Source organism: Paenibacillus dokdonensis, assembly GCF_004916975.1.
In the GTDB taxonomy this organism is placed as follows: Bacteria; Bacillota; Bacilli; order Paenibacillales; family Paenibacillaceae; genus Paenibacillus_AQ; species Paenibacillus_AQ dokdonensis.
In genome coordinates, this window is the sequence record NZ_STGQ01000001.1 from 1,823,621 (window position 1) to 1,845,352 (window position 21,732).

Genomic DNA, 21,732 nt, shown 5'->3' on the forward strand with positions numbered 1-21,732 from the left:
TAGGCCAAGAAAAAGTGAATGTGAGAAGAGGAGTGGGTCTGTAAATGAAACAGCAGCAAAGCCGGTTACCGTTAGTCATCGCAGCATTGTTATTGGGGATTCTGATGGCGTCTATGGATAATTCGATCGTCGCTACGGCAATGGGTAATATTGTTGGCGAGATCGGAGGCATGGATAAATTCGTCTGGGTCACCTCGGCATACATGGTTGCGGAAATGGCAGGAATGCCGATATTCGGCAAGCTGTCGGATATGTATGGCAGAAAAAGATTTTTTATATTCGGGATCATTATGTTCATGATCGGATCAGCCTTATGTGGAACGGCTCAATCGATAACCCAGCTGGCACTGTATCGTGCGGTCCAGGGAATCGGCGGTGGGGCGCTTGTACCGATTGCGTTTACGATTATGTTCGATACGGTGCCGCTTGAAAAGCGAGGGAAGCTCGGCGGATTGTTTGGGGCTGTGTTCGGTATCTCCAGCATCTTCGGTCCGCTGTTGGGTGCATATATTACAGACTATATCGCGTGGCAGTGGATATTCTATATCAACCTGCCGATCGGACTCGTGGCACTCTGCATGATTGCAGCTTATTACAAGGAATCTCATGAGCATTCAAGGCAGCCGATCGATTGGGCGGGGGCTGTGACTCTGCTTGGTGCCGTCGTTTGCTTGATGTTTGCCTTGGAATTGGGCGGCAAGCAGCTTGCCTGGAATTCGGCGGAAATACTAAGCCTGCTTGGAGGCTTTGTGCTTCTGGCAGCAGCATTTCTGTACCGTGAAACCAAAGCCAAGGAACCGATTATTACGTTTGCACTATTCAAAAACAGGATTTACTCCTCCAGTGTAATCATGGGCTTTTTTAGCGGGGCGGCATTTATTGCGGCGTCGGTGTACATCCCGATATATATCCAAGGAGTCCTGGGCGGTTCGGCAACAAACTCCGGCATGGTATTGCTCCCTATGATGGTTGCATCGGTCATCACCGCGACACTGGGCGGCAGCCTGATGAATCGTTTGTCATACCGATCCATTATGAGTGGTTCTTTGGTGGTTTTAACAGCAGGAATCCTGCTTTTGTCGACACTGAACCCTGATTCCTCACGTCTCATCATTACGCTGTACATGACTCTGGTCGGGCTCGGAATCGGTGCTTCCTTTTCGGTACTGGGCAATGCATGTATTCACGGTTTGTCATACCGGCAGCGGGGAACGGCGAGCGCGACCTTTAACTTTTTGCGCTCACTCGGGATGACCCTCGGCATTACGATGTTCGGCATGATTCAGAAACATGCATTTTCGGGTCAGATGGAGCGAATTTTCAGCAGTGGAGCAGCTTTACCGCAGTCTTTTCAGATCGATGATCCGCATGTGCTTTTAACCGAGCAGGCACGATCATCCATACCTGAAGATGTGCTGAGAAGTATTTCTGGAGCCTTGTCTTCCTCCATTGCACAAACATTCGCTTGGGCATTACTTCCTGTATTGCTGGCTTTCGCGGCGTCATTGTTCATGGGCAAATCGAAACTGGATGCAACGGCGGAATATACCACTCCAATTGAGGAGGACAATCCTTCTGAATCCCGGCCTAAAGCTGGAGATTATTCCCCGGTTCAATCTTCATAGGAAGAAGCCAAGATTCCGTGCTTCGGGGGCATGCGGGATCTTGGCTTTTTTCATATTCCGCTAAATGTATTTGTTTGAAGATAAATTTCAGAACCCTTGCATTCAAACTACTATCGATATATAGTTTAGTTAACTAAACTATAGTAATTTTAATGCGGGGGCTTAGAATTGGAAAAAGAGATGGTTTCAGTCGAAAAGAAGCAAAAAAAATCATTATTTTATAAACTTGGAATAGGGCTTCTTATGATCTCTCTATTGCTTTGGTTGATACCAGTGACCACACCATTTACCTCACTTTCAACTCAAATAAAAGCAGGTGTTATTACAGGAAGCATAATAATGTCGGAAATCATGTTTTGGGTAGGCGCCTTACTTGTTGGGAAGGAAGTGGCAGCCAAATTTAAAAGCTATTTAAACCCCAAAAAATGGCGAAAATAAGGTGAGGGACAAAAGCATGAAAGATAAAAATATAGCTGAGCAAATTAATCAAACATTGGAAAATATATGGATGACGCTTGAAAAGAAAGAAAGAGCCTATACGAATTTTAAATTAAATAATCAGCAATATGTGCTATTAACATTAGCAATTCGGCATCCTTTCTCCTCTCCTTCAGAGTTAGCTGAAAAAATGGATGTTACAAAAAGTGCTGTAAGTCAACAGTTAGCAAAACTTGAAAAGGAAGGCTATATAATTAGAAAACAACATGCAGAAGATAAGCGCATATTTTCAATTGAATTAGGCGAAAAAGGGCTGCTTTATAAAAAAGAAATGGAAGCATTTAATAAACAAGTTTCGGAAAAGTATCATGCGAATTTATCACTTGTAGAATTGACAAATATGTTATCAGAACTTCAAAAGCTGCAGGAAGTACTTAAGTAACGGTTACCAACTCAACACTATCCATAAATATTTCACTATAAAATTAAAAAGGCATCTGCGGCAGACGCTGCAGATGCCTTTTTTCTGACTGGCAACATTCTATAAGATCCATGCCCCGATCAAACCACTAACGAACCCCGCAACGACGACGGAGCCAATAACAAACGCCAGTACTTTTTTCGGGAAAGCCCTGCCGACGATGAGTACGGACGGGAGACTGATTGCAGGCAGAGTTACGAGTAAAGCTGCAGCCGGGCCTGTCCCTATGCCAAGCATGAGGAAGGATTGGATAATTGGAATCTCTGCAGCTGTCGGTATGACGAACAACGTGCCGACAATCGCGAACACAATAATGGCTGCAATACCTCCGCTGACCCACACTGGAAACATGTTAGATTGGAATGCTCCGAGCAGCAATACCGCAATCAGATAAGCAGGTACGACACTAATAATCATCGTTCCCAGACTTTTAAGCCAGCGGGTCAAAAAGGGAGCTTGTTCTCCTGTTTCATCAGGAATATTTGCGATGGATCCGTTAACCTCAGTTTTTCCTGCAAAACGATTGGCAAAATAGCTGACGCCAAACGTAACTACAAGACCAAACACAATCCGCATCAGCGTAAACTTCCAGGACAATACAAATGCCATGAAGATTAGTGTTGCCGGGTTGAGCAGGGGATTGCCGAGCCAGAAGGCCAGAGCAGCCCCGATGGAAACATTGCGTTTGCGGAGTCCGCTTGCAATAGGAGCTGCGCAGCATGTGCACATCATGCCAGGCAATGAGGAGACGCCCCCGATCAGAGTGCTCTTGAAGCCGGCTTTGCCGAGCTTTTGATACAGCCATTGCACTGGCAAAAGGACCTGCACTAAAGACCCGAGCAAGATACCGAGTACAGCGGCTTTCCACACGGATTTGAAGTATGCCTTTGCATATTGCAGGGCGGAGTGCCAGGATGGTCCATCCTGTTCCATACCCAATATGGATGAGCCGATCGAATGCTTGGAAGCTGCCGAAAATGCTTTATGGTAATAGGGCCACCATTTGACATAGAGCAGGCCGATGATCGCGATAAGAACGAACAGCATCGCCAACCAAAATGTTTTTTTAGTTGGAGGACGGCTGGTAGTTGAATGGACAGGTGACATTCTTTTTCCTCCTTAATAAATGAACAAGTATATATTTTAGTACTCGATATGAATAAACACAAGAAAAACTACTTTCATTTCATGAAAACTACATTTTCCTCATAGAATTTTCCTGTCTTAAACAATTCCACATCATTACACATGAATGAGTGATAGGACACCCTTAGTCCCCCATATAATGGCTATTAACCGAACGAAGAAAGGAGGCTCTCTCACTCTGCATACTCGTCTTCGCCCATTCGCAGCCATGCTACTCATTTTGCTATTGGGCTGGATCATCCCCGCGCCTGTGCATGCGGACACACAACGTGTGGGCAGTGATCTCATTATCGTCAACAAAAAAACGAATAAACTGGCTTTTTTTCAAAATGGATCCCTAATCAGGGAATTTCCCGTAGCCACCGGCAAAACCCCGTCACTCACGCCGGAAGGCAGCTTTGAGATTGTCAATAAGATTAAAAACCGTCCGTATTACAAAGAAAAAATTCCGGGAGGAGATCCAAGAAATCCGCTCGGCGACCGCTGGATCGGGCTGGATGTAAACGGAACGAATGGAACGACATATGCAATCCATGGAAACAGCAATAAAAATTCCATTGGGAAGTATGTCAGCGCCGGATGTATCCGCATGTATAACGATGATATTCATTGGCTTTTTGCACAGGTAAAGGTTCATACTACTGCCATTATTACATCGTCTAAGCTTTCATTTGAAGATATCGCTCAAAAATCTGGCTATCGTATAGGTGAGCAGAAATTTGAGGGGAGGCTGTTGATCGACAACAGGGAAGCGGCATTGCGAAATGATATAGTCCTGTACGATTCCCGGATTTATATTCCTTTACGAGCATGCATTGAATTACTGGGCGGGGAGGTGCTGTGGAACGACCAGACAAAAACAGCCACCATAAAGATTGGAACCCGAACCATTGTCCATAAAGCATTATCCGAACAGGCAACAGTTAACGGCAAAAATGTGAAAATTACGGCTTCAAAAAATCGTGAAAATTCATTGATGCTCCCGTTGAGAAACTTCTCGGAGCTTTCAGGTTATTCCGTTCAATGGGACGGTACTTCGAATACCGTATCAATCACGTCTCCAAAATAATATAGAGGACTCATCCTGTTATCCGCGGCTACCGCGGATTTTTTTTATCTATTATATATCTTTCATATTGACGAAACTCGGACAAACCTTATAAAATATGAAGGTTGCGTCTTTTAAGATAAGAATATCAACTGTTGGGAAGGCATCCTATGAATAGAAAAATTATTGCAGATATCTTTTTAATTATTGCCGGTTCATTTATTTTTGCGCTCGACATCAATCTGTTCGTGATTCCGCATGATCTGTCCGAGGGTGGGGTCACAGGGATTACCATTATTCTCTACTATCTGTTCCAATGGTCGCCGGGTCTGGTGAATCTGATTCTGAACGCAATCCTGCTGCTTGTGGGTTATAAGTTTCTGGATAAACAGACGACCTTATACACGGTCATTGCCATTGTGTTCAATTCTCTGTTCCTGCATCTGACTGAAGGATGGACACTCGCATCAAACGAGCTGCTGCTGAATGCCATATTCGGTGGGGTTTTTGCCGGTGTAGGCATTGGTCTCATCGTACGGGCAGGCGGAACCACTGCGGGAAGCGTGATATTGGCGCGGATTGCCCATAAATATTGGGACTGGAATATCAGCTATGCACTGCTCTTTTTTGATCTGATCGTGGCGTTCTCGTCGTTCTTCATCATCGGAGCTCAAAGCCTTATGCTGACCATCATCATGTTGTTTATCGGTACGAAGGTGATGGAATTTATTATCGAGGGTCTTAATCCGCGTAAAGCCGTGACGATTATATCCAAGGAATACGACCATATTGCCAAGGAGATTAACTGCGTGATGGAACGCGGCGTGACCGTTTTTCCGGGTTATGGATATTACACAAAAGCACCTAAAGAAGTACTTTACGTTGTCATTAACAAACAGGAAGTGCCGACACTTAAAAAAATCGTGAAATCAGTGGACAAGGAAGCATTCATCACGATCCATGATGTGAGAGATGTTTTTGGTGAAGGATTTATTGATTTAGCAAAATAACAAGTGACAACGTCTCGAACGCAAAGCCTGATAAGCATCAGACTTTTTTGTTCCTATATATGATTGGACTATCCCTGAAAAGGCTGCCTGCTGGCAGTCTTTTTTGTTCAGGATAATTCTTGTTACTCCTATATTTGCGTCAAAGGATTGCCATAATCCGCAGAACAACCCTAAAATAGAAGAATAGACATGTACGCAAGGATATTTCAAAATGCGGTTACAGAAAGCGAGGGTCCGAGATGAAGCAGCTTATCATTGATGCCATGGGGGATTCGGCATTGTTGATACAATTCGGCGAGAACATAGATGAAAGCACGAATTCGTTGGTCCAGGCAGCAGCCTTCCGTCTGGAGCAGCATCCGTTTCCCGGTTTTCAGGAGTGTGTGCCTTCCTTTACAACGCTAACCGTCTATTATGACCCGCTTCATCTAAACCAACCTGCTGACGGCGGGACAGCTTTTGAATTCGTCCGTACAATAGTGGCTGGGCTGCTGCAGAACATGGAAACGGTCCCCGCAACGGAGCGGGAGACTATCGAAATTCCGGTTTGTTATGGTGGTGAGTACGGGCCGGACCTTGCCTATGTTGCCGAAGCGAATGGACTGGATGAAGAGGACGTCATCAAGATTCATACAGGGCAGGATCTTCTGGTCTACGCACTAGGTTTTGCACCGGGTTTTCCTTATCTTGGAGGTATACCGGAAAGTATAGCTGCTCCAAGAAAGACGACCCCAAGACTCCGTATACCGGCAGGATCCATCGGAATAGCCGGCACGCAAACGGGTATTTATCCGCTGGAAACGCCGGGGGGATGGCAGATCATCGGACGAACGCCACTTGCTTTATTCCGGCCGGATCAGGACCCGCCGGTTCTTCTAAAGAGTGGTCAGTGGATTCGTTTCAAAGCCGTTAGTTTTTCTGAATATACCCGTTTGGCAGGTGGACGAAAATGAGCCTGGAAGTATTGAAGCGCGGCTTGCTTGCAACTGTTCAGGATCTGGGGAGGAAGGGCTACGGAAAATATGGGATCAGCAGCTCAGGAGCTATGGATAGCTATGCGTGCAGCCTTGCCAATTGGCTGGCGGGAAATGATGGAGGAGAAGCGCTGCTGGAAATAACATGGTCCGGTTTTTCAATAAGATTCCTTCGGGATACGCTAGCCTCCATAACTGGAGCGGATTTGGCTCCTGAAAGTAGTGGTATCTCTGTGCCGATGTGGCGGCCGGTGATCTTCCGTAAAGGAAGCGAGCTTACATTTAAACGCCCGGTTTCCGGCTGCCGTTCGTATGTAGCCGTCTTAGGCGGAATCGATGTGCCTGAAGTCATGGGAAGTCGCAGCACGTATATGCGCGCCGGAATCGGAGGCTTGAAAGGGAGAGCGTTGCAATCTGGGGATGTTCTTCAGGTGAAACACACTGCGTTTGAAACCCGGTGCATGTGGTCATCCGTATGGAATGCGGAGTATCCGTTCCAATCCGTGGATTGGTCAGCATCTCCCCGTTACACTTACGGCCATCCTCATCAAATCGTTAGAGTAACGAGAGGACGCGAATATGGTGATTTCAGCAGCTTGGCGCAAGAGCGATTATTTCAAGATGAGTATATCGTCAAACCGGAATCAGACCGGATGGGATATCGGTTAAAAGGGCCGCAGTTACAGCTTGTGACGCCGCGCGAGTATGTTTCCGAGGGGGTAGCTGTAGGCACCGTGCAGGTTCCTGCTGATGGGCAGCCTATTATTCTTATGGCAGACAGACAGACGCTGGGAGGCTATCCGAAAATAGCGCAGGTTGCTTCGGTGGATCTGTCAAGGGTTGCCCAGCTGCCTCCCGGGGGGAGCATCCGCTTTCATGAAATTTCGCAGTCCGAATCGGAAGGGCTCTATTTTGAACAGGCCCGTAAGATGAAGCTGATGAAAAGCATGATTGATTACCGGTTAAGGGAGGGGTTCCATGCTGCGGCTGGATTTGAATTGTGATATGGGCGAAAGCTTTGGACGATATGTCCTGGGGACGGATGCGGACATGATGAATGAGATTACGTCGGCCAATATAGCATGCGGCTTCCATGCGGGAGATCCTTCTGTTATGAGAAAAACAGTGCGTCTGGCTGTCAGCAAAGGGATCGCAGTGGGGGCTCATCCGGGACTCCCGGACTTGGCCGGATTCGGAAGGCGCCGGATGGACGTGTCTCCGGAAGATGTCTTTGACATGGTAACCTACCAAATTGGGGCGCTGCAGGCATTTGTAAGGCAGGAAGGCGGTAATATGCGGCATGTCAAGGCACATGGGGCGCTGTATAATATGGCAGCGGTGGATAGAACGGTCGCGGAAGCCATTGCAGAAGCCGTCTATGCTATTGATCCCACCCTCATTTTATTCGGTCTCGCGGGAAGCGAGATGATTCAAGCGGGCAGAACAACCGGCCTGCAAACGGCTCAGGAAGTATTTGCGGACCGGACCTATCAGGATGATGGAACACTGACGCCAAGAAGCATGGCGGGTTCATTAATTGAGAATCCGGAACTGGCGGTGAAGCAGGTGCTGCAAATGGTGAAAGAAGGATGCGTCACCACAGTAAGCGGCAAAAAAGTGGCTATCGAGGCGAATACGGTGTGCATCCATGGAGATGGAACACAGGCTCTTTCTTTTGCCCAAATGCTGCGGGCTGCACTCAACCAAGAGCAGGTATTGGTTCAAGCTTTGTAAACAAAATAAGGGGGGATTTATATGAAAATTCTGATCACGGCATTCGAACCCTTTGGCGGCGATACGATTAACCCGACGCAAAGATTGATCGAAGACATGGAAAAGCAATCTTTTGAGGGTGCAGAAATTTATACCCTGATGCTGCCGGTAGTTTTCGATGAATGTTCGGAGAATCTGATTCATTCGATCGAATCCATACAACCGGATGCTGTCATTTGCTGTGGATTAGCCTCAGGCCGGACTTCAATTACTCCGGAGCAAATAGCCATCAATCTCAAAGAAGTACCAAAGGAATCCACGGTTTCAGATAATAAAGGTGTTCGTCCTGATAACGAATATGTAAACCCGGAAGGCCCGGATGGTTTGTTTACCCGTTTACCGGTCCGCGAGATGATTGAAACCATGAGAGAGCAAGGTATTCCAGCCTCCATCTCCTATTCGGCGGGGACATTCATATGCAACAATACGATGTATGCTCTTCTTGATTACATCCGAATTCATCAGCTTCCAATCGCAGGCGGATTTGTCCATTTCCCGGCATCGGAAGAGATGGCCGCGAGTAAGCCGAATCTGCCTTCGCTGTCCCATGAAACCATGCTAAAGGGCTTGATAACAATGGTACATACGCTTATTAAATAGTTTGATTAATATCGTCCATGCGCTGCATGGGCTTTTTTTTTCATCATTTACCAGCATGACTGTCAATTAAAAATAGTTGACAACTGACCTCTAAAATCCTTTATAATATATAGACCGATCGTTATAATTGGGAGGTGAACAATAATGGCAGGCAAGCCCAATTCGCGTGAATCCATCGTGGATACAGCTTCCAAGCTGTTTTTCAAGCAGGGTTATCATGGAACGGGTTTAAACCAGATTGTTAAAGAAAGCTGCTGTCCCAAGGGATCTCTCTATTATTACTTTCCCGAAGGGAAGGAGGAGCTAGCACTCGAATGCATACACCGCACAAAATTGATCGTAGCGGATAAATGGAATGATGTATTTGAGAAGGTTCCCGACCCGGTTCAGGCCGTGCGGCAGTTTATTGAGAATATGGCGGATGAAGCGCTGAAATCCAATTTTGAAGGGTTTATCCCATTCAGCTTTTGGATGGCGGTCGAAACCTCTGCAATTAGCAATTCATTGCGGGAGGCATGTCAATCCGTGCTTGCTGACTGGCAATTTATTATATCCAGCAGGCTTTTGAAGGAGGGACTGGAGAAGCAGCAGGCGGATGAAACCGCCGAGGTTCTTCTGTCTATGCTGGAAGGCTCATTGATATTGGCTCAAACCAACAGAGATACGAGCCATATCTTATTGATTTCCAAGTACGCCGGTTTATTGTTGAACGAGATGCTTGGAAGAACACAAACTTAGATAGACATAACGGAGGATGAGATTTTGGAAGCAACCATACATCAAAAGAATGAACAACATGAGCAAAAGAAGTTTAAAGTTATACCTATCATGATTGCGCTGTTGATCAGCGGATTCATTGGGATGTTCAGTGAAACAGCGCTGAATGTCGCATTAAGTGATTTAATGACATTGCTGCATATAGAACCTGCTACCGTGCAGTGGCTGACGACGGGGTACCTGCTTACTCTCGGTATTCTTGTACCTGTCTCAGGTCTGCTTTTACAATGGTTTACGACGAGACAGCTTTTCGTCACAGCGATCATCTTTTCCATTTTGGGTACACTGATTGCGGCGCTTGCACCGAATTTTGAGATGCTGATGCTCGCACGCGTCGTTCAGGCTATCGGTACAGGTATTATGCTGCCCTTGATGTTCAATACCATCCTGGTGATTTTCCCTCCTGAAAAAAGGGGAGCTGCCATGGGCATTATCGGTTTGGTAATTATGTTTGCACCGGCGATCGGACCAACCATTGCCGGACTGCTTATCGAGCATTTAAGCTGGCACTGGATCTTCTGGCTGTCGCTGCCATTCCTGGTATTGTCACTGGTCTGCGGTATCTTCTTTATGCAGAATGTCTCGAAGATTACGAAACCGAAAATTGATTTTTTATCCATCCTATTGTCTTCACTGGGTTTTGGCGGTATTGTGTACGGCTTCAGCAGTGCAGGTGAAGGAAGCGGAGGCTGGTCAAGCACCAAGGTTATCGTGGCCCTTGCTGTTGGTGTGGTAGCACTTGTGCTGTTTGCTCTTCGTCAACTGCGGATGAAACAGCCGATGATCAATTTGCGGGCATTCAAATATCCGATGTTTACACTCGGTGTCCTGATGGTATTCATCAGTATGATGATTATTCTATCGTCCATGTTAGTACTGCCGATGTTCCTGCAGAGAGGATTCGGCAAAACAGCATTTTATGCAGGTCTGATTATGCTTCCGGGAGGAATTATCAACGGTATCATGTCACCGATTATGGGGCGTCTTTTTGATAAGTACGGACCAAGATGGCTGGTATTTCCCGGCTTCCTGGTGGCTGCAGTGATGCTTTGGTTCTTCGCCAGTGTCACTCCGACTTCAGCGATTTTTCTAGTCATTGTACTTCATACCTGTCTGATGATCGGAATCTCGATGATTATGATGCCAGCGCAAACCAATGGTTTGAATCAGCTTCCGCAGCAGTATTATCCGGATGGAACGGCCATCATGAACACTTTGCAGCAGGTTGCCGGTGCGATTGGTACCGCGGTTGCGGTCAGCATTATGACAGCAGGGCAGACGCGATATATGAGCCATGCGGCGAACCCGAATATGCTCGATGCTTTGACGACAGGTGTTCAAGATGCATTTATGTTCGGAATGATTGTCGCTTTGATCGGTTTTGTGAGTGCACTGTTCATCAAACGAGTTCATGTGAAATAACGGAAAGAAACTGTCGGGACTTCCCGGCAGTTTTTTTATATATCGAGTTTGAAAATAACCATACTCCTTAGAGAGAGAATGGTTATTTTTTTGCCGAAAATTTAATATTATCATCTGTTTATTCATACAAAACAGTGTTAAAAAAAAATAAAATAAGGAAACTTAAAACAGAATGCACCGCTTAAACGCAAATAGGATGATTTTTACTAAGAGAGGAACTTTTCGATGGTGAACAAGTTTAAGCGGGTGCTGATTGGCCGGCCGATGAAAAGCTGAGAAATCGAAGGCGAAAAGTTGACGAAGCTGAAGGCACTTGCCGTGCTCTCCTCAGATGCGCTTTCCTCAGTGGCTTACGGAACGGAGCAAATTCTGATTGTGCTGATGGCAGCCGGCTTTGCCGCGGTCTGGTATTCGATTCCCATATCCATCGCAGTTCTGGGACTGTTATTCATATTAATTTTATCTTACCGCCAAACCATCTTTGCCTATCCAAGCGGGGGCGGTGCTTATATTGTCGCCAAAACGAATTTAGGCGTCCCGGTTGGCCTGCTGGCTGGCGGCTCCCTGCTGGTTGACTATATTCTGACGGTTGCGGTCAGTTCCTCTGCGGGTACGGATGCCATTACATCGGCCTTTCCGTCGCTTCATGATCACCGGGTTCTCATTGCACTGGTCATGATTCTCTTCCTTACGATCATGAATCTTAGGGGAGTCACGGAATCGGCCTCTGTGTTGGCCATTCCGGTATACTTGTTCGTCATCTCCATCTTTGTATTGATCATATCAGGGGTTATCAAATATGCGTTCGGAGGCATTCATGCGGCTGCCCCCGCGCTTGGTACCACGGTATCCAATGTTAGTCTGTTCCTGCTGCTCAAAGCTTTCAGTTCCGGCTGTTCGGCATTAACCGGGGTGGAGGCTGTATCAAACGCGATTCCGAACTTCAAGCAGCCCTCAGAGAAAAATGCGGCAAGGACACTGATCATGATGGGTACGATTCTCGGTGCCATGTTTATCGGAATCAGCCTGCTGGCATATTGGTACGGAGTTGCTCCGAATCCGAAAGAAACGGTCGTTTCCCAGATTGCCAACGCCACTTTCGGCAGGGGAGTGATTTACTACATTATTCAAGGCATTACGGCACTCATTTTGTTTTTGGCAGCCAATACGGCATACTCGGCTTTTCCGCTGCTTGCTTTTATGCTGGCCAAAGACAAATTTATGCCCCGGATGTTTATGGTACGGGGAGACCGTCTCGGTTTTTCGAATGGCATCATTAATCTGGGCGTCCTGTCGGCGCTGCTCGTTATTGTGTTTCAAGGTAATACGGAAAATTTGATACCCCTGTATGCGCTGGGTGTATTTATTCCTTTTACATTGTCACAGCTGGGAATGATGATCCGCTGGACGAAGCTTAGGCCATCCGGCTGGGAAATCAAATTTATCATCAACACGATCGGCATGCTGACTACACTGACGATTGCGTTGATCTTTGTATTTACGAAATTCACGCATATCTGGATGGTATTTATATTTCTTCCGATCGTTATCTACATCTTTTATCAGACCGAGCGGCATTACCGGAATACGGCGGAACAGCTGCGTATTGACGTGATTCGAGATAAGCCTGTTATTAAAGGAAACACCATTGTGGTTCCGATCGCAGGGATCACCCAGGTGGTAAAGCAGTCGATAGGATATGCCAAATCAGTTACGGATAACGTCGTTGCCGTCTATGTAGGATTTAATGATGCAGAAATTGAACGGATGGAGAAGAAGTGGGATGATTGGAATCCAGGCGTACGGCTGATCGTGCTCCGTTCCAGCTATCGCAGCGTAATACGTCCACTCATGAAGTTCATCAATACAGTGGAATGGAAAACCTCTGCGACAGACCATATCACGGTTCTGATCCCGCAGTTTATTACGAAGCATTGGTGGCAGCATATTCTCCATAACCAGACCAGTCTGCTCCTGCGGGCATACTTGTTTAATCAGAAGAATGTGGTCATCTCAACGTTTCCGTTTCATCTCAATAAATAACATGGGAAGCCTGATACGACAAGTATCAGGCTTTTCCTTTTTTGCGGAACTGGTGTGGAGAGATATTCTTATACTGCCTGAACTGCTGAATGAAGTAGCTGGAGCTTGAAAATCCAACCTCAAGAGCAATATCTGTCATGCTCATTTCTGTCGTTAGCAGGAGCTTTTCCGCTTCGGTGATTCGGATATAACTTAAATAGTTGGTGAATGTCTTGCCCATGATCGATTTGAATTTTCTGGAAAAATAACTGTAGCTCATATTGCACAGGCCGGCTGCCGTCTGGGCGTTGATATCATTCATGTAGTTGTAGTCAATGTATTCAAATACTTTCTGCAGCATCTGGTAGTCGCTGTCATTCAGCGAATGGGCCACCTCCCAGCTCCAATGCTGGTTATGGGTCTTACGCAAAAACCATAAAAAAACACGGCAGATCAGCGTACGAACAGCAAGCTCGAATCCGAAGCCTTTGGAGCTGAATTCATCATATATTTCTCTGATCAGAGCCGGTATGGGAGTATCATTGATTTCCGCTTCGGTAAAGACCCTCTGTCCGTTGGAATCAGCGAGCGTAAAGGGCAGTATGTATTTGGATTCAAGAATCGTCCGTGAAGTGGAGTACAGAATCTCAGGATCAAACTTGACGACAATATAGGAGATTTCCTCACCCATGGAGTAGATAGAATGCGTCTCATGCGAATGGATCAGAATGAGATCGCCTTTGCCGACAACATGGCATTCTCCTCCTAGAAAGACCTTGGCTTTACCGGATAGGAAATATAAGATTTCGATATAAATATGCCAGTGCGGACGTACAATGCAGCGTGATTCCTTACTGGAGTAGTGGATCATGCTTTCGTAAGGAAAGTGGATGGATCCGGCAGCAGACCGGTTGGATTCAAAATACGGCTCAAGCATCATTTCAGCACCTCATTTTCACCATGACAAATATTTAATATTTTCGGATAGGTTCATTGTATTACTTATTCGGCGATTTTGGTATTCTTACTTTACTTGTTACACAGGAGGAGGCTTACATATGGAAAATATAGCGCTTCAGCTGTATTCCATTAAAGAACTGACAAGCACAGATTTCTTGGGTACGCTGAAAAAGGTGGCAGAGATCGGATATGACGGCGTTGAATTCGCCGGGTATTTCGGGACATCTGCGGCGGAATTGAAAAAATCATTGGATTCAATTGGACTGCGGGCCGCGGGGAGTCATATCGGTATATCCGATCTATTGCTTCAGCTCGATCATACCATTGAATACTCGCTTGAGATCGGCAGCCCCTATATTATTTGCCCGGGTCTTCCTGAGGAGATGCGTGAAAGCGCTGACAGCTACAAGCGTACAGCTGAATCGTTTGATAGGATTGGGGAGCGGTGCAAGGAACATGGCATTCATTTCGGATATCATAATCACGGAATCGAGTTTCAGAAGTTTGACGGGTTCACCGGCCTGGAACTGCTTGCGAACCATACGCAGCCCGATCATCTATTTCTGGAATTGGATACATATTGGGCAGAACATGCCGGCTTCCGCTCTGTGGACTGGATTGAGACATTGAAAGAACGCTGTCGTATTCTGCACATCAAGGACATGAAGAGTGAACAGGATAAACGGAACACAGAGATCGGTTCAGGTATCATGGATTTCCAATCGATTACTGCGGCTGGCAAGCGTTACGGGGTGGAGTGGTACACGGTAGAGCAGGAGGAATACGAGATTCCCCAGCTGGAAAGCATCGGTGCCAGTCTCAAATACCTTCGACAAATATTATAAATAATGAATATCAGGGAGATGACTTAAAATGGCTGAACAAGTTCAAAAAACATTGCGTGTAGGTATTATCGGCTGCGGCGGAATCGCAAACGGCAAGCATATACCGAATTTGAATGCGCAGAAAAACGTCGAACTGGTAGCATTCTGCGACATTATTGAAGAACGGGCGATTGAGTCCGCCAAGAAAATCGGTAAGGAAGACATTGCTATTTATACAGATTATCAGGAGCTGCTGAAGGATAAAAGCATCGATGTGATTCATGTATGCACACCAAATAAATCCCATTCCTTCATTACCATTGCCGCTCTGGAAGCTGGTAAACATGTCATGTGTGAGAAACCGATGGCCAAAACTTCCGAGGAAGCAAGAGCCATGCTGGAAGCTGCCAAACGGACCGGAAAAAAACTGACCATTGGCTATGATAACCGCTATCGTCCGGATTCTCTGCTGCTTAAGAAAATTTGTGAGCGTGGTGATCTTGGCGATATCTATTTCGCTAAGGCTCACGCCATCCGCAGACGTGCTGTACCGACTTGGGGCGTGTTTTTGAACGAAGAAGAGCAGGGTGGCGGACCTCTGATTGATATTGGTACTCACGCTTTGGACTTGACCCTGTGGCTGATGAACAACTACAAAGTGAAGAGCGTTGTAGGTACTGTTTATCACAAGCTGGGCAGTAAAAAAGATGCCGCAAATGCATTTGGACCTTGGGATCCAGAGGAGTTCAAAGTCGAAGATTCAGCATTTGGCTTCATTACAATGGAAAATGGTGCAACCGTGACGCTGGAATCCAGCTGGGCGCTTAATACGCTCGATGTGGGAGAGGCGAAGGCGACGCTGTGCGGAACCGAAGCGGGTGCAGATATGCGTGACGGGCTGCGGATTAACGGCGAAGAGCTGGGCCATTTGTATACGAAGCAGCCAGAGCTGAACACAGGTGGGGTTGCTTATTTTGACGGGAAATCGGAGGGCCAGGCAGCCAGAGAATGCAGACTATGGATCAATAGCATCTTGAATGATACTGAACCGATGGTACTGCCTGAACAGGCGCTGGTCGTGACCGAGGTATTAGAAGCGATCTATGAATCCGCCCGGACTGGAAAAACCGTATATTTTGAATAGAGATGAATAGGAAGAAGCTCACCCTTTTTAAAAGAGAGAGTGAGTTTTTTCTCTTTATTGATTTTTTATGGAGTGTCGTAAAATTATATTCTTTTGTCGCAATGTTATACTGTATTAACGCCTTTTCCTGTGATAGATTAATGGCGTGATGTCCTAATATTAAATAATGAGGTGGCTGAAAATGATAAGAATCGGAAAAATTAGCTATTGGCATGTTCACGCATGGGATTATACAAAACAAGCACAGGAGCATCCGGAAGCTGAAATCGTTGCAGTGTGGGATGAAAATCCGGAACGGGGAAAAGAAGCTGCCGATAAACAAGGTGTAACGTTCTATGCATCACTGGATGAGATGCTGGCGCAGGATGATATTGATGCGGTCATTGTGGATGCACCAACGCGGATGCATCGTGAAGTGATCCTGAAGGCAGCAGCTGCAGGCAAGCATATTTTTACAGAGAAGGTACTTGCGCCAACGCTGCAGGAAGTGAACGAAATTCTGAATGCTGTAAACGAAAATAAGGTAAAGCTGACCGTATCACTGCCAAGACTGAATGACGGCTATACTCTTGCGATCCGGGATATTCTGGATCAGGAGCTTCTTGGAAAGGTGACCCTGGTTCGTGTCCGTTTGTCTCATAACGGGGCAACTGCGGGCTGGCTGCCGGAGCATTTCTACAGTCTTGAGGATTGCCTGGGCGGAGCCCTTATTGACCTTGGCTGTCATCCAATGTATCTTACTAGGCTGTTCCTGCAACAGGAGCCTGTAGAGGTGAACGCAGAATTCGGATATGTTACCGGCAAAGAGGTTGAGGATAATGCAGTAGCCACGCTCTCAACGCCATCCGGAGCCGTCGGAATCGTAGAAGCAGGCTTTGTTAACAACTTCTCCCCATTCTGCATTGAAGTTCATGGAACAGACGGCACCATTTTATACGGTACACCGAATGAGAAGCTGCTGATCCGGACCACTCGCAAGGAAGAATTTAAGAACGATTGGGTTGAGCTTCCGGTTGCAGAAGCTCGGGAAAGCGCATTTCAGCAGTGGATTGGCCATATCCAAGAGGATACGAATGCCGACGAGAATTTGGCATTTGCTGTAGAACTGACAAAACTGATGGAAGCAGCCAATCAATCGGCGCGTGAACATCGCGGAGTACGCCTATCTGATCTGCAGGCTTAAAGCCTGACATAAACTTAAAATATGGAATCAAGGAATGTGCTGCATGATGAACAACTTTCCGTATGAAGTGATGATGGAGCGTCAAGACGTATTGGAACGACTCGATTTGAAGGTGTATTGGGGAAATTATGAGATTCGGGTGTTAAGGTTTCATTTGGTAATGTTTCCTCCCGGGAAAATGGTTACTTTTCATAAGCATGCCGAGTATGAATTTCATTTTATTCCAAGAGGCAAAGGTATGGTCATTCTGCAAGACGATCCATTCTCTCTAAGAGAAGGCATGTTCTATTTGACCGGACCGGATGTGATGCATTACCAGGAAGCCGATGCACAGGAATCAATGTATGAGCTATGCCTGCATATCGATATCGTTAATCTGGCTGACAAAGAGAATAAAGGCAGATCCCCCCGTCAGGGAGCAGATCCTTGGGAGCTGGCCGAGGCGCATGACTGTATGGAGAAGCTGGAACGGCTTCCCCTAAAGCCGGTGATGGATATGCATCGGGCGATGCCTTTTTTTCTCGAAGCTTATCAGGCTTCCCAAATGAAATACGCGGGGCTGTACACAACGATCAAGCACAGTGTGATCCAAATACTGCTACGGGCTGTCAGAGCTTACGAATCGGAGCCAATGGAGGCGCTATTGCCTTCCCGGGATATGAAAGCCTACCGTTATCAGCTCGCTATGGAGTACATACAGGCAAACTCTGCTGGAGAAGTGATCCTCGATGATGTAGCGGATAAGCTGCATATCAGTGCAAGACAGCTGCAGCGTATTATCAAAGAACTTGGCGACGGACGGTCTTTCAGTGAGATTCTGGAGGATATTCGATTGAAGGCGGTACGCCGCAGGCTGTTAGAAAGCAAAGAGTCGATTGATACAATTGCTAGTCTGGAAGGGTTCTCCAGCGGCAGTTACCTGCATACCGTGTTCCGGAAAAGAATAGGTATGACACCCACCGAATACCGGAATATGAACGCAAACATATAGGAGGATGGCAATCACGTGGGAAAGACATTGCGAATCGGAATTATTGGAAGTGGCGGAATTGCGGGCGAGCATGCCCGGGCTTACAAGAATATAGAGGATGTTGAAATCGTCGGTGTTGCTGATATTTTTCCGGGTCGGGCAGACCAATTTATTGAGCGATGGGATTTGCAGCAGGCCAAAGGTTTTGACGATCACAACAAGCTGCTGGAAATGGAGCTGGATGGCGTAAGCATCTGTACGCCAAACGTAGCGCATCACCATACGACGATCGATTCTTTACTTGCGGGCAAAAACGTGATGGTGGAAAAGCCGATGTCTGTTACACTGGAGCAGGCTGTTGATATGGTGCAAATTTCGAAGCAGACGGGTAAAATTCTCAATATTGGTTTTCAGCCTCGATATGACCCGAATATGGGCCTCATCAAGGATCTGGTTCAGAAAGGCCAGCTTGGAAAAGTGTATTATGTGGAAACAGGAGGAGGACGCCGCCGCGGCATGCCGGGAGGAACCTTTATCCGCCAGGATATCGCGGGTGCAGGCGCGATGGCCGACATTGGCTGCTACTCGTTGGACCTGGCCTTGAATACGCTGGGTTATCCAAAGCCGCTGACCGTTTCGGCCTATACTTCTAATCACTTTGGTACCAATCCGAAATATCATCCGCAAGCGGATCAATTTGATGTGGAGGACTTCGGTGTTGCGATGATCCGTTTTGAAGGCGACCTCGTGCTGAACTTCAAAACCTCCTGGGCGATGCACATGGATACGCTTGGATCAACCATGTTCCTCGGAACGGATGCGGGCATGAAGGTTGTTCCGGCAGGGAAAGGCCCATGGAGCGGCGTATGGGACGGCAACGTCGGCTCCGTATCCATTTTTCATGACATTCAAGGGCATCACACGGAAAGTATTATTCCTTTGATCGACCATAAGCTCAGCGTGTTTGAAGAGAAAATCAAGGATTTTGTCCGCGCGCTTCGCGAGGGAGGTCCTGCGCCGATTCCAGGGGAGCAAATACTCCGTAACCAGGCTATTCTGGACGGCATTTTGCGTTCAGCCCAAACCAAGAAAGAAGTCGAAATTCACATTCCGGAAATCGGGTAATCTATAATATGTGCAAAATTCAGTCTGCAGCCTGATAATCGGGTTTTGCAGGCTGTTTTTTATGGATAAATGATGAGATGGTGTTCGGCATGGAAATCCGGGTGAAAGGTTATTTCGATTCAGCGTTGAACTGATTATAAATGAAATTACGTCTATCTGCTGTGATAAATGTTCCGGTTCAAACATGCTCGGACAACATCGCTTAATTTGGAGGTTTCAGATGGATCAGCTGGAGTTCATTAAGTTCGGTTCCAATGATTTTGATGATTATTTTCGTCTTGTTTCGAATGAGAAGGTCATGGCCATGATAACGGAACGAGCCATACCGCTTCACGAGGCCAGAGAGAATTTCGAGAAAATTTTAAGACGCAATGAGAAATTCGAGGACTTTGGAACGTTCAAAGTGCTTGTCCAGTCAACCGGTGAGTTTATTGGGCTTGGGAGCTTGACCAGGAACGAAGACCAAAATGATGAAGCGGAAATCGGTTATATGCTGCTTCCGGAGCAATGGGGCAAAGGGTACGGCAAGATAATCGCGGGAAGACTCTTGCATCGTGCCGAACAATCAGATGTTACCCGACTTACGGCTATTATTGATCCCGCGAATATCCCTTCACGAAGTATACTAATCAGCCAGGGTTTCATATCAGAAAAAGTTTGCGAAATCGGTGGGTTGCCTGGAGAAATTCTATGCAAAACGCTGTAAGTCATTTTTGGGAAAATGCATGCCGAAGATATCGCAGCAGACCGGGCTCCATCCAAAGAGCCGGGTCTTTTTATTTGGGTAAACTTTCGCTAAATATTTCTTGTGAATTTGAAAATATATGGTATATTAGAAATCCTTCCTTTTTTCCCAACATCTCGCGCGTTGCAAAGATGGTTTGCAAATTTAATCAGGAGGACTATTTTTCATGTACTGGTTGAAATGGGATCTCAATCTCAAAATTAGGCTGATCGGGGATTCACTGTTCAACATGCTGTTCTGGATGTACTTTCCCTTTATGACACTGTATTTCAGCGGGGTATTCGGGAAATCCGTGGCCAGCATGCTCATGGCCGTTCCGCCTCTTGTCGGCATTTTCGCCAATCTGCTTGGAGGCTTTCTGTCCGACCGTTACGGCAGGCGCCCACCCATGCTCGCGGGCTACCTGATTCAATCCCTGATGTTCGGACTGTTCGCTATGTCTTCGAATCATTGGCTCGATTACTTCGCGTATATCGGAATCGGACTCGGCGGCTCCATCTTTTCTCCAGCAAGCTCGGCGATGGTAGCGGATGTGACGGCCGAGAAGGATCGCAGACTCGTATTCGCGACGTTTGTGACTGGCCGAAATATCGGCGCTGTTTTCGGACCGGCTCTGGGCTCCATTTTTTTCATTCACCACCGACCAGAGCTGCTGTGGACCTGCACGGTCGTCACGCTGCTGTATTTTCTGATCATTCTGTGGAAGATCCGGGAAACGCTTCCGCATCGTCCACAAGAGCTGAGCAAGCCGGGGACAATATCCCAACTTGTTAAAGAGCAATTTACCAACTATGGCGTCATTTTCAAGGACAAGGCTTTTGCCATATATATTGCTGCGGGGATTTTGGTTACGATTGCCTTTATGCAGCTGGACATGTATCTTGCCACCTATGTGAAGGAATACGTACCGGCACAATCCCTGCTGGCATTCGCGCACTGGACCTATTCGCTCAGCAGCACGGATATCTTTGGATGGATGCTTGGCATTAACGGTCTTTTGTTCGTCGTCGGCGTACTTCCGGTTACGAAGCTGTTCGAGCATACGAGCGACCGCAACGTGTTCATAATTTCCTCGGTATTGTTCGGTCTCGGGATGTTTTTGATCGGCTTGACGACCCATGTATGGCTGCTGTTCCTGTTCATCATCATCATGACGATCGGCGAGATTTCACGTTCTCCGGTCACGGAAAGCTTTGTCAGCAAATACGCTCCGGTGCATGCCAGAGGTCAGTACATGGGGGCATCCAACCTACAATATTCCTTGGGACGTTTTCTGGCTCCGATGACCGTGCTATTATCTTCCTGGCTTGCGCCGACTTTCGTATTCGGAATTATATTTTTATGCACGCTGCTCAGTGCGGCTTTGTACATATTGCTGTTTCGCATCCTTCCGCAGGAGCAAGTGAACAAGCAAGAGAACGCAAAGGCGTGAATCTGGTATAACAACATTTTTGCTGATGCTTAA

21 protein-coding genes are annotated in these 21,732 nt (G+C 46.7%); 19 read left to right on the plus strand and 2 right to left on the minus strand.

Annotated elements, in window-relative coordinates; translation table 11 throughout:
- Window positions 1-44 precede the first annotated feature (44 nt).
- The 3 genes from E6W40_RS08515 to E6W40_RS08525 all read left to right on the plus strand — a co-directional run bounded on the left by E6W40_RS08515 (window position 45) and on the right by E6W40_RS08525 (window position 2,505).
- The gene (locus tag E6W40_RS08515; RefSeq protein WP_136605092.1) at window positions 45-1,625 is read left to right on the plus strand and encodes an MDR family MFS transporter; all 1,581 of its coding nucleotides are present in this window, start codon (window positions 45-47) and stop codon (window positions 1,623-1,625) included.
- Between the two features lie 168 nt (window positions 1,626-1,793).
- Window positions 1,794-2,063, plus strand: a complete 270-nt coding sequence (locus E6W40_RS08520) for a transporter suffix domain-containing protein (RefSeq protein ID WP_211146984.1) — start codon at window positions 1,794-1,796, stop codon at window positions 2,061-2,063.
- Window positions 2,064-2,079: 16 nt separating this feature from the next.
- Window positions 2,080-2,505, plus strand: a complete 426-nt coding sequence (locus tag E6W40_RS08525; RefSeq protein WP_136605093.1) for a MarR family winged helix-turn-helix transcriptional regulator — start codon at window positions 2,080-2,082, stop codon at window positions 2,503-2,505.
- Window positions 2,506-2,604: 99 nt separating this feature from the next.
- Here E6W40_RS08525 and E6W40_RS08530 read toward each other — a convergent pair whose 3' ends face one another.
- Window positions 2,605-3,651 (minus strand): permease, encoded by a 1,047-nt coding sequence (locus tag E6W40_RS08530; RefSeq protein WP_136605094.1) that lies wholly within the window; start codon window positions 3,649-3,651, stop codon window positions 2,605-2,607.
- A 178-nt stretch (window positions 3,652-3,829) separates the two neighbouring features.
- Here E6W40_RS08530 and E6W40_RS08535 point away from each other — a divergent pair, with 178 nt between their 5' ends.
- From E6W40_RS08535 to E6W40_RS08575, 9 genes are all read left to right on the plus strand, one after another.
- Complete coding sequence (locus tag E6W40_RS08535) at window positions 3,830-4,759, plus strand: L,D-transpeptidase family protein (protein WP_244864464.1); 930 nt, start codon at window positions 3,830-3,832, stop codon at window positions 4,757-4,759.
- Window positions 4,760-4,908: 149 nt separating this feature from the next.
- Window positions 4,909-5,748 carry a YitT family protein gene (locus E6W40_RS08540; protein WP_136605095.1) on the plus strand — a complete coding sequence of 280 codons (840 nt, stop codon included), beginning with the start codon at window positions 4,909-4,911 and terminating at the stop codon, window positions 5,746-5,748.
- A 239-nt stretch (window positions 5,749-5,987) separates the two neighbouring features.
- Window positions 5,988-6,701, plus strand: a complete 714-nt coding sequence (gene pxpB, locus E6W40_RS08545) for a 5-oxoprolinase subunit PxpB (protein WP_136605096.1) — start codon at window positions 5,988-5,990, stop codon at window positions 6,699-6,701.
- The gene (locus E6W40_RS08550) at window positions 6,698-7,726 is read left to right on the plus strand and encodes a 5-oxoprolinase subunit C family protein (RefSeq protein ID WP_136605097.1); all 1,029 of its coding nucleotides are present in this window, start codon (window positions 6,698-6,700) and stop codon (window positions 7,724-7,726) included. The genes pxpB and E6W40_RS08550 overlap by 4 nt, the downstream gene beginning before the upstream one ends.
- Window positions 7,701-8,456 (plus strand): 5-oxoprolinase subunit PxpA, encoded by a 756-nt coding sequence (locus tag E6W40_RS08555; RefSeq protein ID WP_136605098.1) that lies wholly within the window; start codon window positions 7,701-7,703, stop codon window positions 8,454-8,456. The genes E6W40_RS08550 and E6W40_RS08555 overlap by 26 nt, the downstream gene beginning before the upstream one ends.
- 21 nt (window positions 8,457-8,477) lie before the next feature.
- Window positions 8,478-9,095, plus strand: coding sequence for a pyroglutamyl-peptidase I (locus E6W40_RS08560; protein WP_136605099.1), 618 nt, complete (start codon window positions 8,478-8,480; stop codon window positions 9,093-9,095).
- Window positions 9,096-9,239: 144 nt separating this feature from the next.
- The gene (locus E6W40_RS08565; protein WP_136605100.1) at window positions 9,240-9,833 is read left to right on the plus strand and encodes a TetR/AcrR family transcriptional regulator; all 594 of its coding nucleotides are present in this window, start codon (window positions 9,240-9,242) and stop codon (window positions 9,831-9,833) included.
- A 90-nt stretch (window positions 9,834-9,923) separates the two neighbouring features.
- Window positions 9,924-11,294: a DHA2 family efflux MFS transporter permease subunit gene (locus E6W40_RS08570; RefSeq protein WP_136606904.1), complete on the plus strand. Its 1,371-nt coding sequence runs from the start codon at window positions 9,924-9,926 to the stop codon at window positions 11,292-11,294.
- 279 nt (window positions 11,295-11,573) lie between these two features.
- Window positions 11,574-13,337: an APC family permease gene (locus tag E6W40_RS08575; RefSeq protein ID WP_246073061.1), complete on the plus strand. Its 1,764-nt coding sequence runs from the start codon at window positions 11,574-11,576 to the stop codon at window positions 13,335-13,337.
- Window positions 13,338-13,362: 25 nt separating this feature from the next.
- On the opposite strand, the gene E6W40_RS08580 is transcribed toward E6W40_RS08575, so the two are convergent.
- Entirely contained in the window at window positions 13,363-14,256 is an 894-nt protein-coding gene (locus tag E6W40_RS08580) for an AraC family transcriptional regulator (protein ID WP_136605101.1), read from the minus strand.
- 118 nt (window positions 14,257-14,374) lie between these two features.
- Here E6W40_RS08580 and E6W40_RS08585 point away from each other — a divergent pair, with 118 nt between their 5' ends.
- The 7 genes from E6W40_RS08585 to E6W40_RS08615 all read left to right on the plus strand — a co-directional run bounded on the left by E6W40_RS08585 (window position 14,375) and on the right by E6W40_RS08615 (window position 21,699).
- Window positions 14,375-15,121, plus strand: a complete 747-nt coding sequence (locus E6W40_RS08585; RefSeq protein WP_168928859.1) for a sugar phosphate isomerase/epimerase family protein — start codon at window positions 14,375-14,377, stop codon at window positions 15,119-15,121.
- Between the two features lie 28 nt (window positions 15,122-15,149).
- Window positions 15,150-16,244: a Gfo/Idh/MocA family protein gene (locus tag E6W40_RS08590; protein WP_136605103.1), complete on the plus strand. Its 1,095-nt coding sequence runs from the start codon at window positions 15,150-15,152 to the stop codon at window positions 16,242-16,244.
- A gap of 181 nt (window positions 16,245-16,425) precedes the next feature.
- Window positions 16,426-17,427 carry a Gfo/Idh/MocA family protein gene (locus E6W40_RS08595; protein ID WP_136605104.1) on the plus strand — a complete coding sequence of 334 codons (1,002 nt, stop codon included), beginning with the start codon at window positions 16,426-16,428 and terminating at the stop codon, window positions 17,425-17,427.
- A 43-nt stretch (window positions 17,428-17,470) separates the two neighbouring features.
- Window positions 17,471-18,418 (plus strand): helix-turn-helix transcriptional regulator, encoded by a 948-nt coding sequence (locus E6W40_RS08600; RefSeq protein WP_136605105.1) that lies wholly within the window; start codon window positions 17,471-17,473, stop codon window positions 18,416-18,418.
- Between the two features lie 15 nt (window positions 18,419-18,433).
- On the plus strand, window positions 18,434-19,522 hold the full coding sequence (locus E6W40_RS08605) for a Gfo/Idh/MocA family protein (protein ID WP_136605106.1): 1,089 nt from the start codon (window positions 18,434-18,436) through the stop codon (window positions 19,520-19,522).
- 220 nt (window positions 19,523-19,742) lie between these two features.
- On the plus strand, window positions 19,743-20,228 hold the full coding sequence (locus tag E6W40_RS08610) for a GNAT family N-acetyltransferase (RefSeq protein ID WP_136605107.1): 486 nt from the start codon (window positions 19,743-19,745) through the stop codon (window positions 20,226-20,228).
- A gap of 205 nt (window positions 20,229-20,433) precedes the next feature.
- Complete coding sequence (locus tag E6W40_RS08615) at window positions 20,434-21,699, plus strand: MDR family MFS transporter (protein WP_136605108.1); 1,266 nt, start codon at window positions 20,434-20,436, stop codon at window positions 21,697-21,699.
- The last annotated feature ends 33 nt before the right edge of the window (window positions 21,700-21,732 follow it).

Excerpts from the sequence above, each read along its gene's own strand:
- E6W40_RS08540 (WP_136605095.1), top strand. The coding sequence starts at position 4,909 with ATGAATAGAAAAATTATTGCAGATATCTTTTTAATTATTGCCGGTTCA.
- E6W40_RS08570 (WP_136606904.1), top strand. The coding sequence starts at position 9,924 with ATGATTGCGCTGTTGATCAGCGGATTCATTGGGATGTTCAGTGAAACA.
- E6W40_RS08525 (WP_136605093.1), top strand. The coding sequence starts at position 2,080 with ATGAAAGATAAAAATATAGCTGAGCAAATTAATCAAACATTGGAAAAT.
- pxpB (WP_136605096.1), top strand. The coding sequence starts at position 5,988 with ATGAAGCAGCTTATCATTGATGCCATGGGGGATTCGGCATTGTTGATA.
- E6W40_RS08600 (WP_136605105.1), top strand. The coding sequence starts at position 17,471 with ATGATGAACAACTTTCCGTATGAAGTGATGATGGAGCGTCAAGACGTA.
- E6W40_RS08610 (WP_136605107.1), top strand. The coding sequence starts at position 19,743 with ATGGATCAGCTGGAGTTCATTAAGTTCGGTTCCAATGATTTTGATGAT.
- E6W40_RS08590 (WP_136605103.1), top strand. The coding sequence starts at position 15,150 with ATGGCTGAACAAGTTCAAAAAACATTGCGTGTAGGTATTATCGGCTGC.
- E6W40_RS08515 (WP_136605092.1), top strand. The coding sequence starts at position 45 with ATGAAACAGCAGCAAAGCCGGTTACCGTTAGTCATCGCAGCATTGTTA.
- E6W40_RS08580 (WP_136605101.1), bottom strand. The coding sequence starts at position 14,256 with ATGATGCTTGAGCCGTATTTTGAATCCAACCGGTCTGCTGCCGGATCC.
- E6W40_RS08560 (WP_136605099.1), top strand. The coding sequence starts at position 8,478 with ATGAAAATTCTGATCACGGCATTCGAACCCTTTGGCGGCGATACGATT.
- E6W40_RS08555 (WP_136605098.1), top strand. The coding sequence starts at position 7,701 with ATGCTGCGGCTGGATTTGAATTGTGATATGGGCGAAAGCTTTGGACGA.
- E6W40_RS08550 (WP_136605097.1), top strand. The coding sequence starts at position 6,698 with ATGAGCCTGGAAGTATTGAAGCGCGGCTTGCTTGCAACTGTTCAGGAT.
- E6W40_RS08585 (WP_168928859.1), top strand. The coding sequence starts at position 14,375 with ATGGAAAATATAGCGCTTCAGCTGTATTCCATTAAAGAACTGACAAGC.
- E6W40_RS08535 (WP_244864464.1), top strand. The coding sequence starts at position 3,830 with ATGGCTATTAACCGAACGAAGAAAGGAGGCTCTCTCACTCTGCATACT.
- E6W40_RS08565 (WP_136605100.1), top strand. The coding sequence starts at position 9,240 with ATGGCAGGCAAGCCCAATTCGCGTGAATCCATCGTGGATACAGCTTCC.
- E6W40_RS08530 (WP_136605094.1), bottom strand. The coding sequence starts at position 3,651 with ATGTCACCTGTCCATTCAACTACCAGCCGTCCTCCAACTAAAAAAACA.
- E6W40_RS08595 (WP_136605104.1), top strand. The coding sequence starts at position 16,426 with ATGATAAGAATCGGAAAAATTAGCTATTGGCATGTTCACGCATGGGAT.
- E6W40_RS08615 (WP_136605108.1), top strand. The coding sequence starts at position 20,434 with ATGTACTGGTTGAAATGGGATCTCAATCTCAAAATTAGGCTGATCGGG.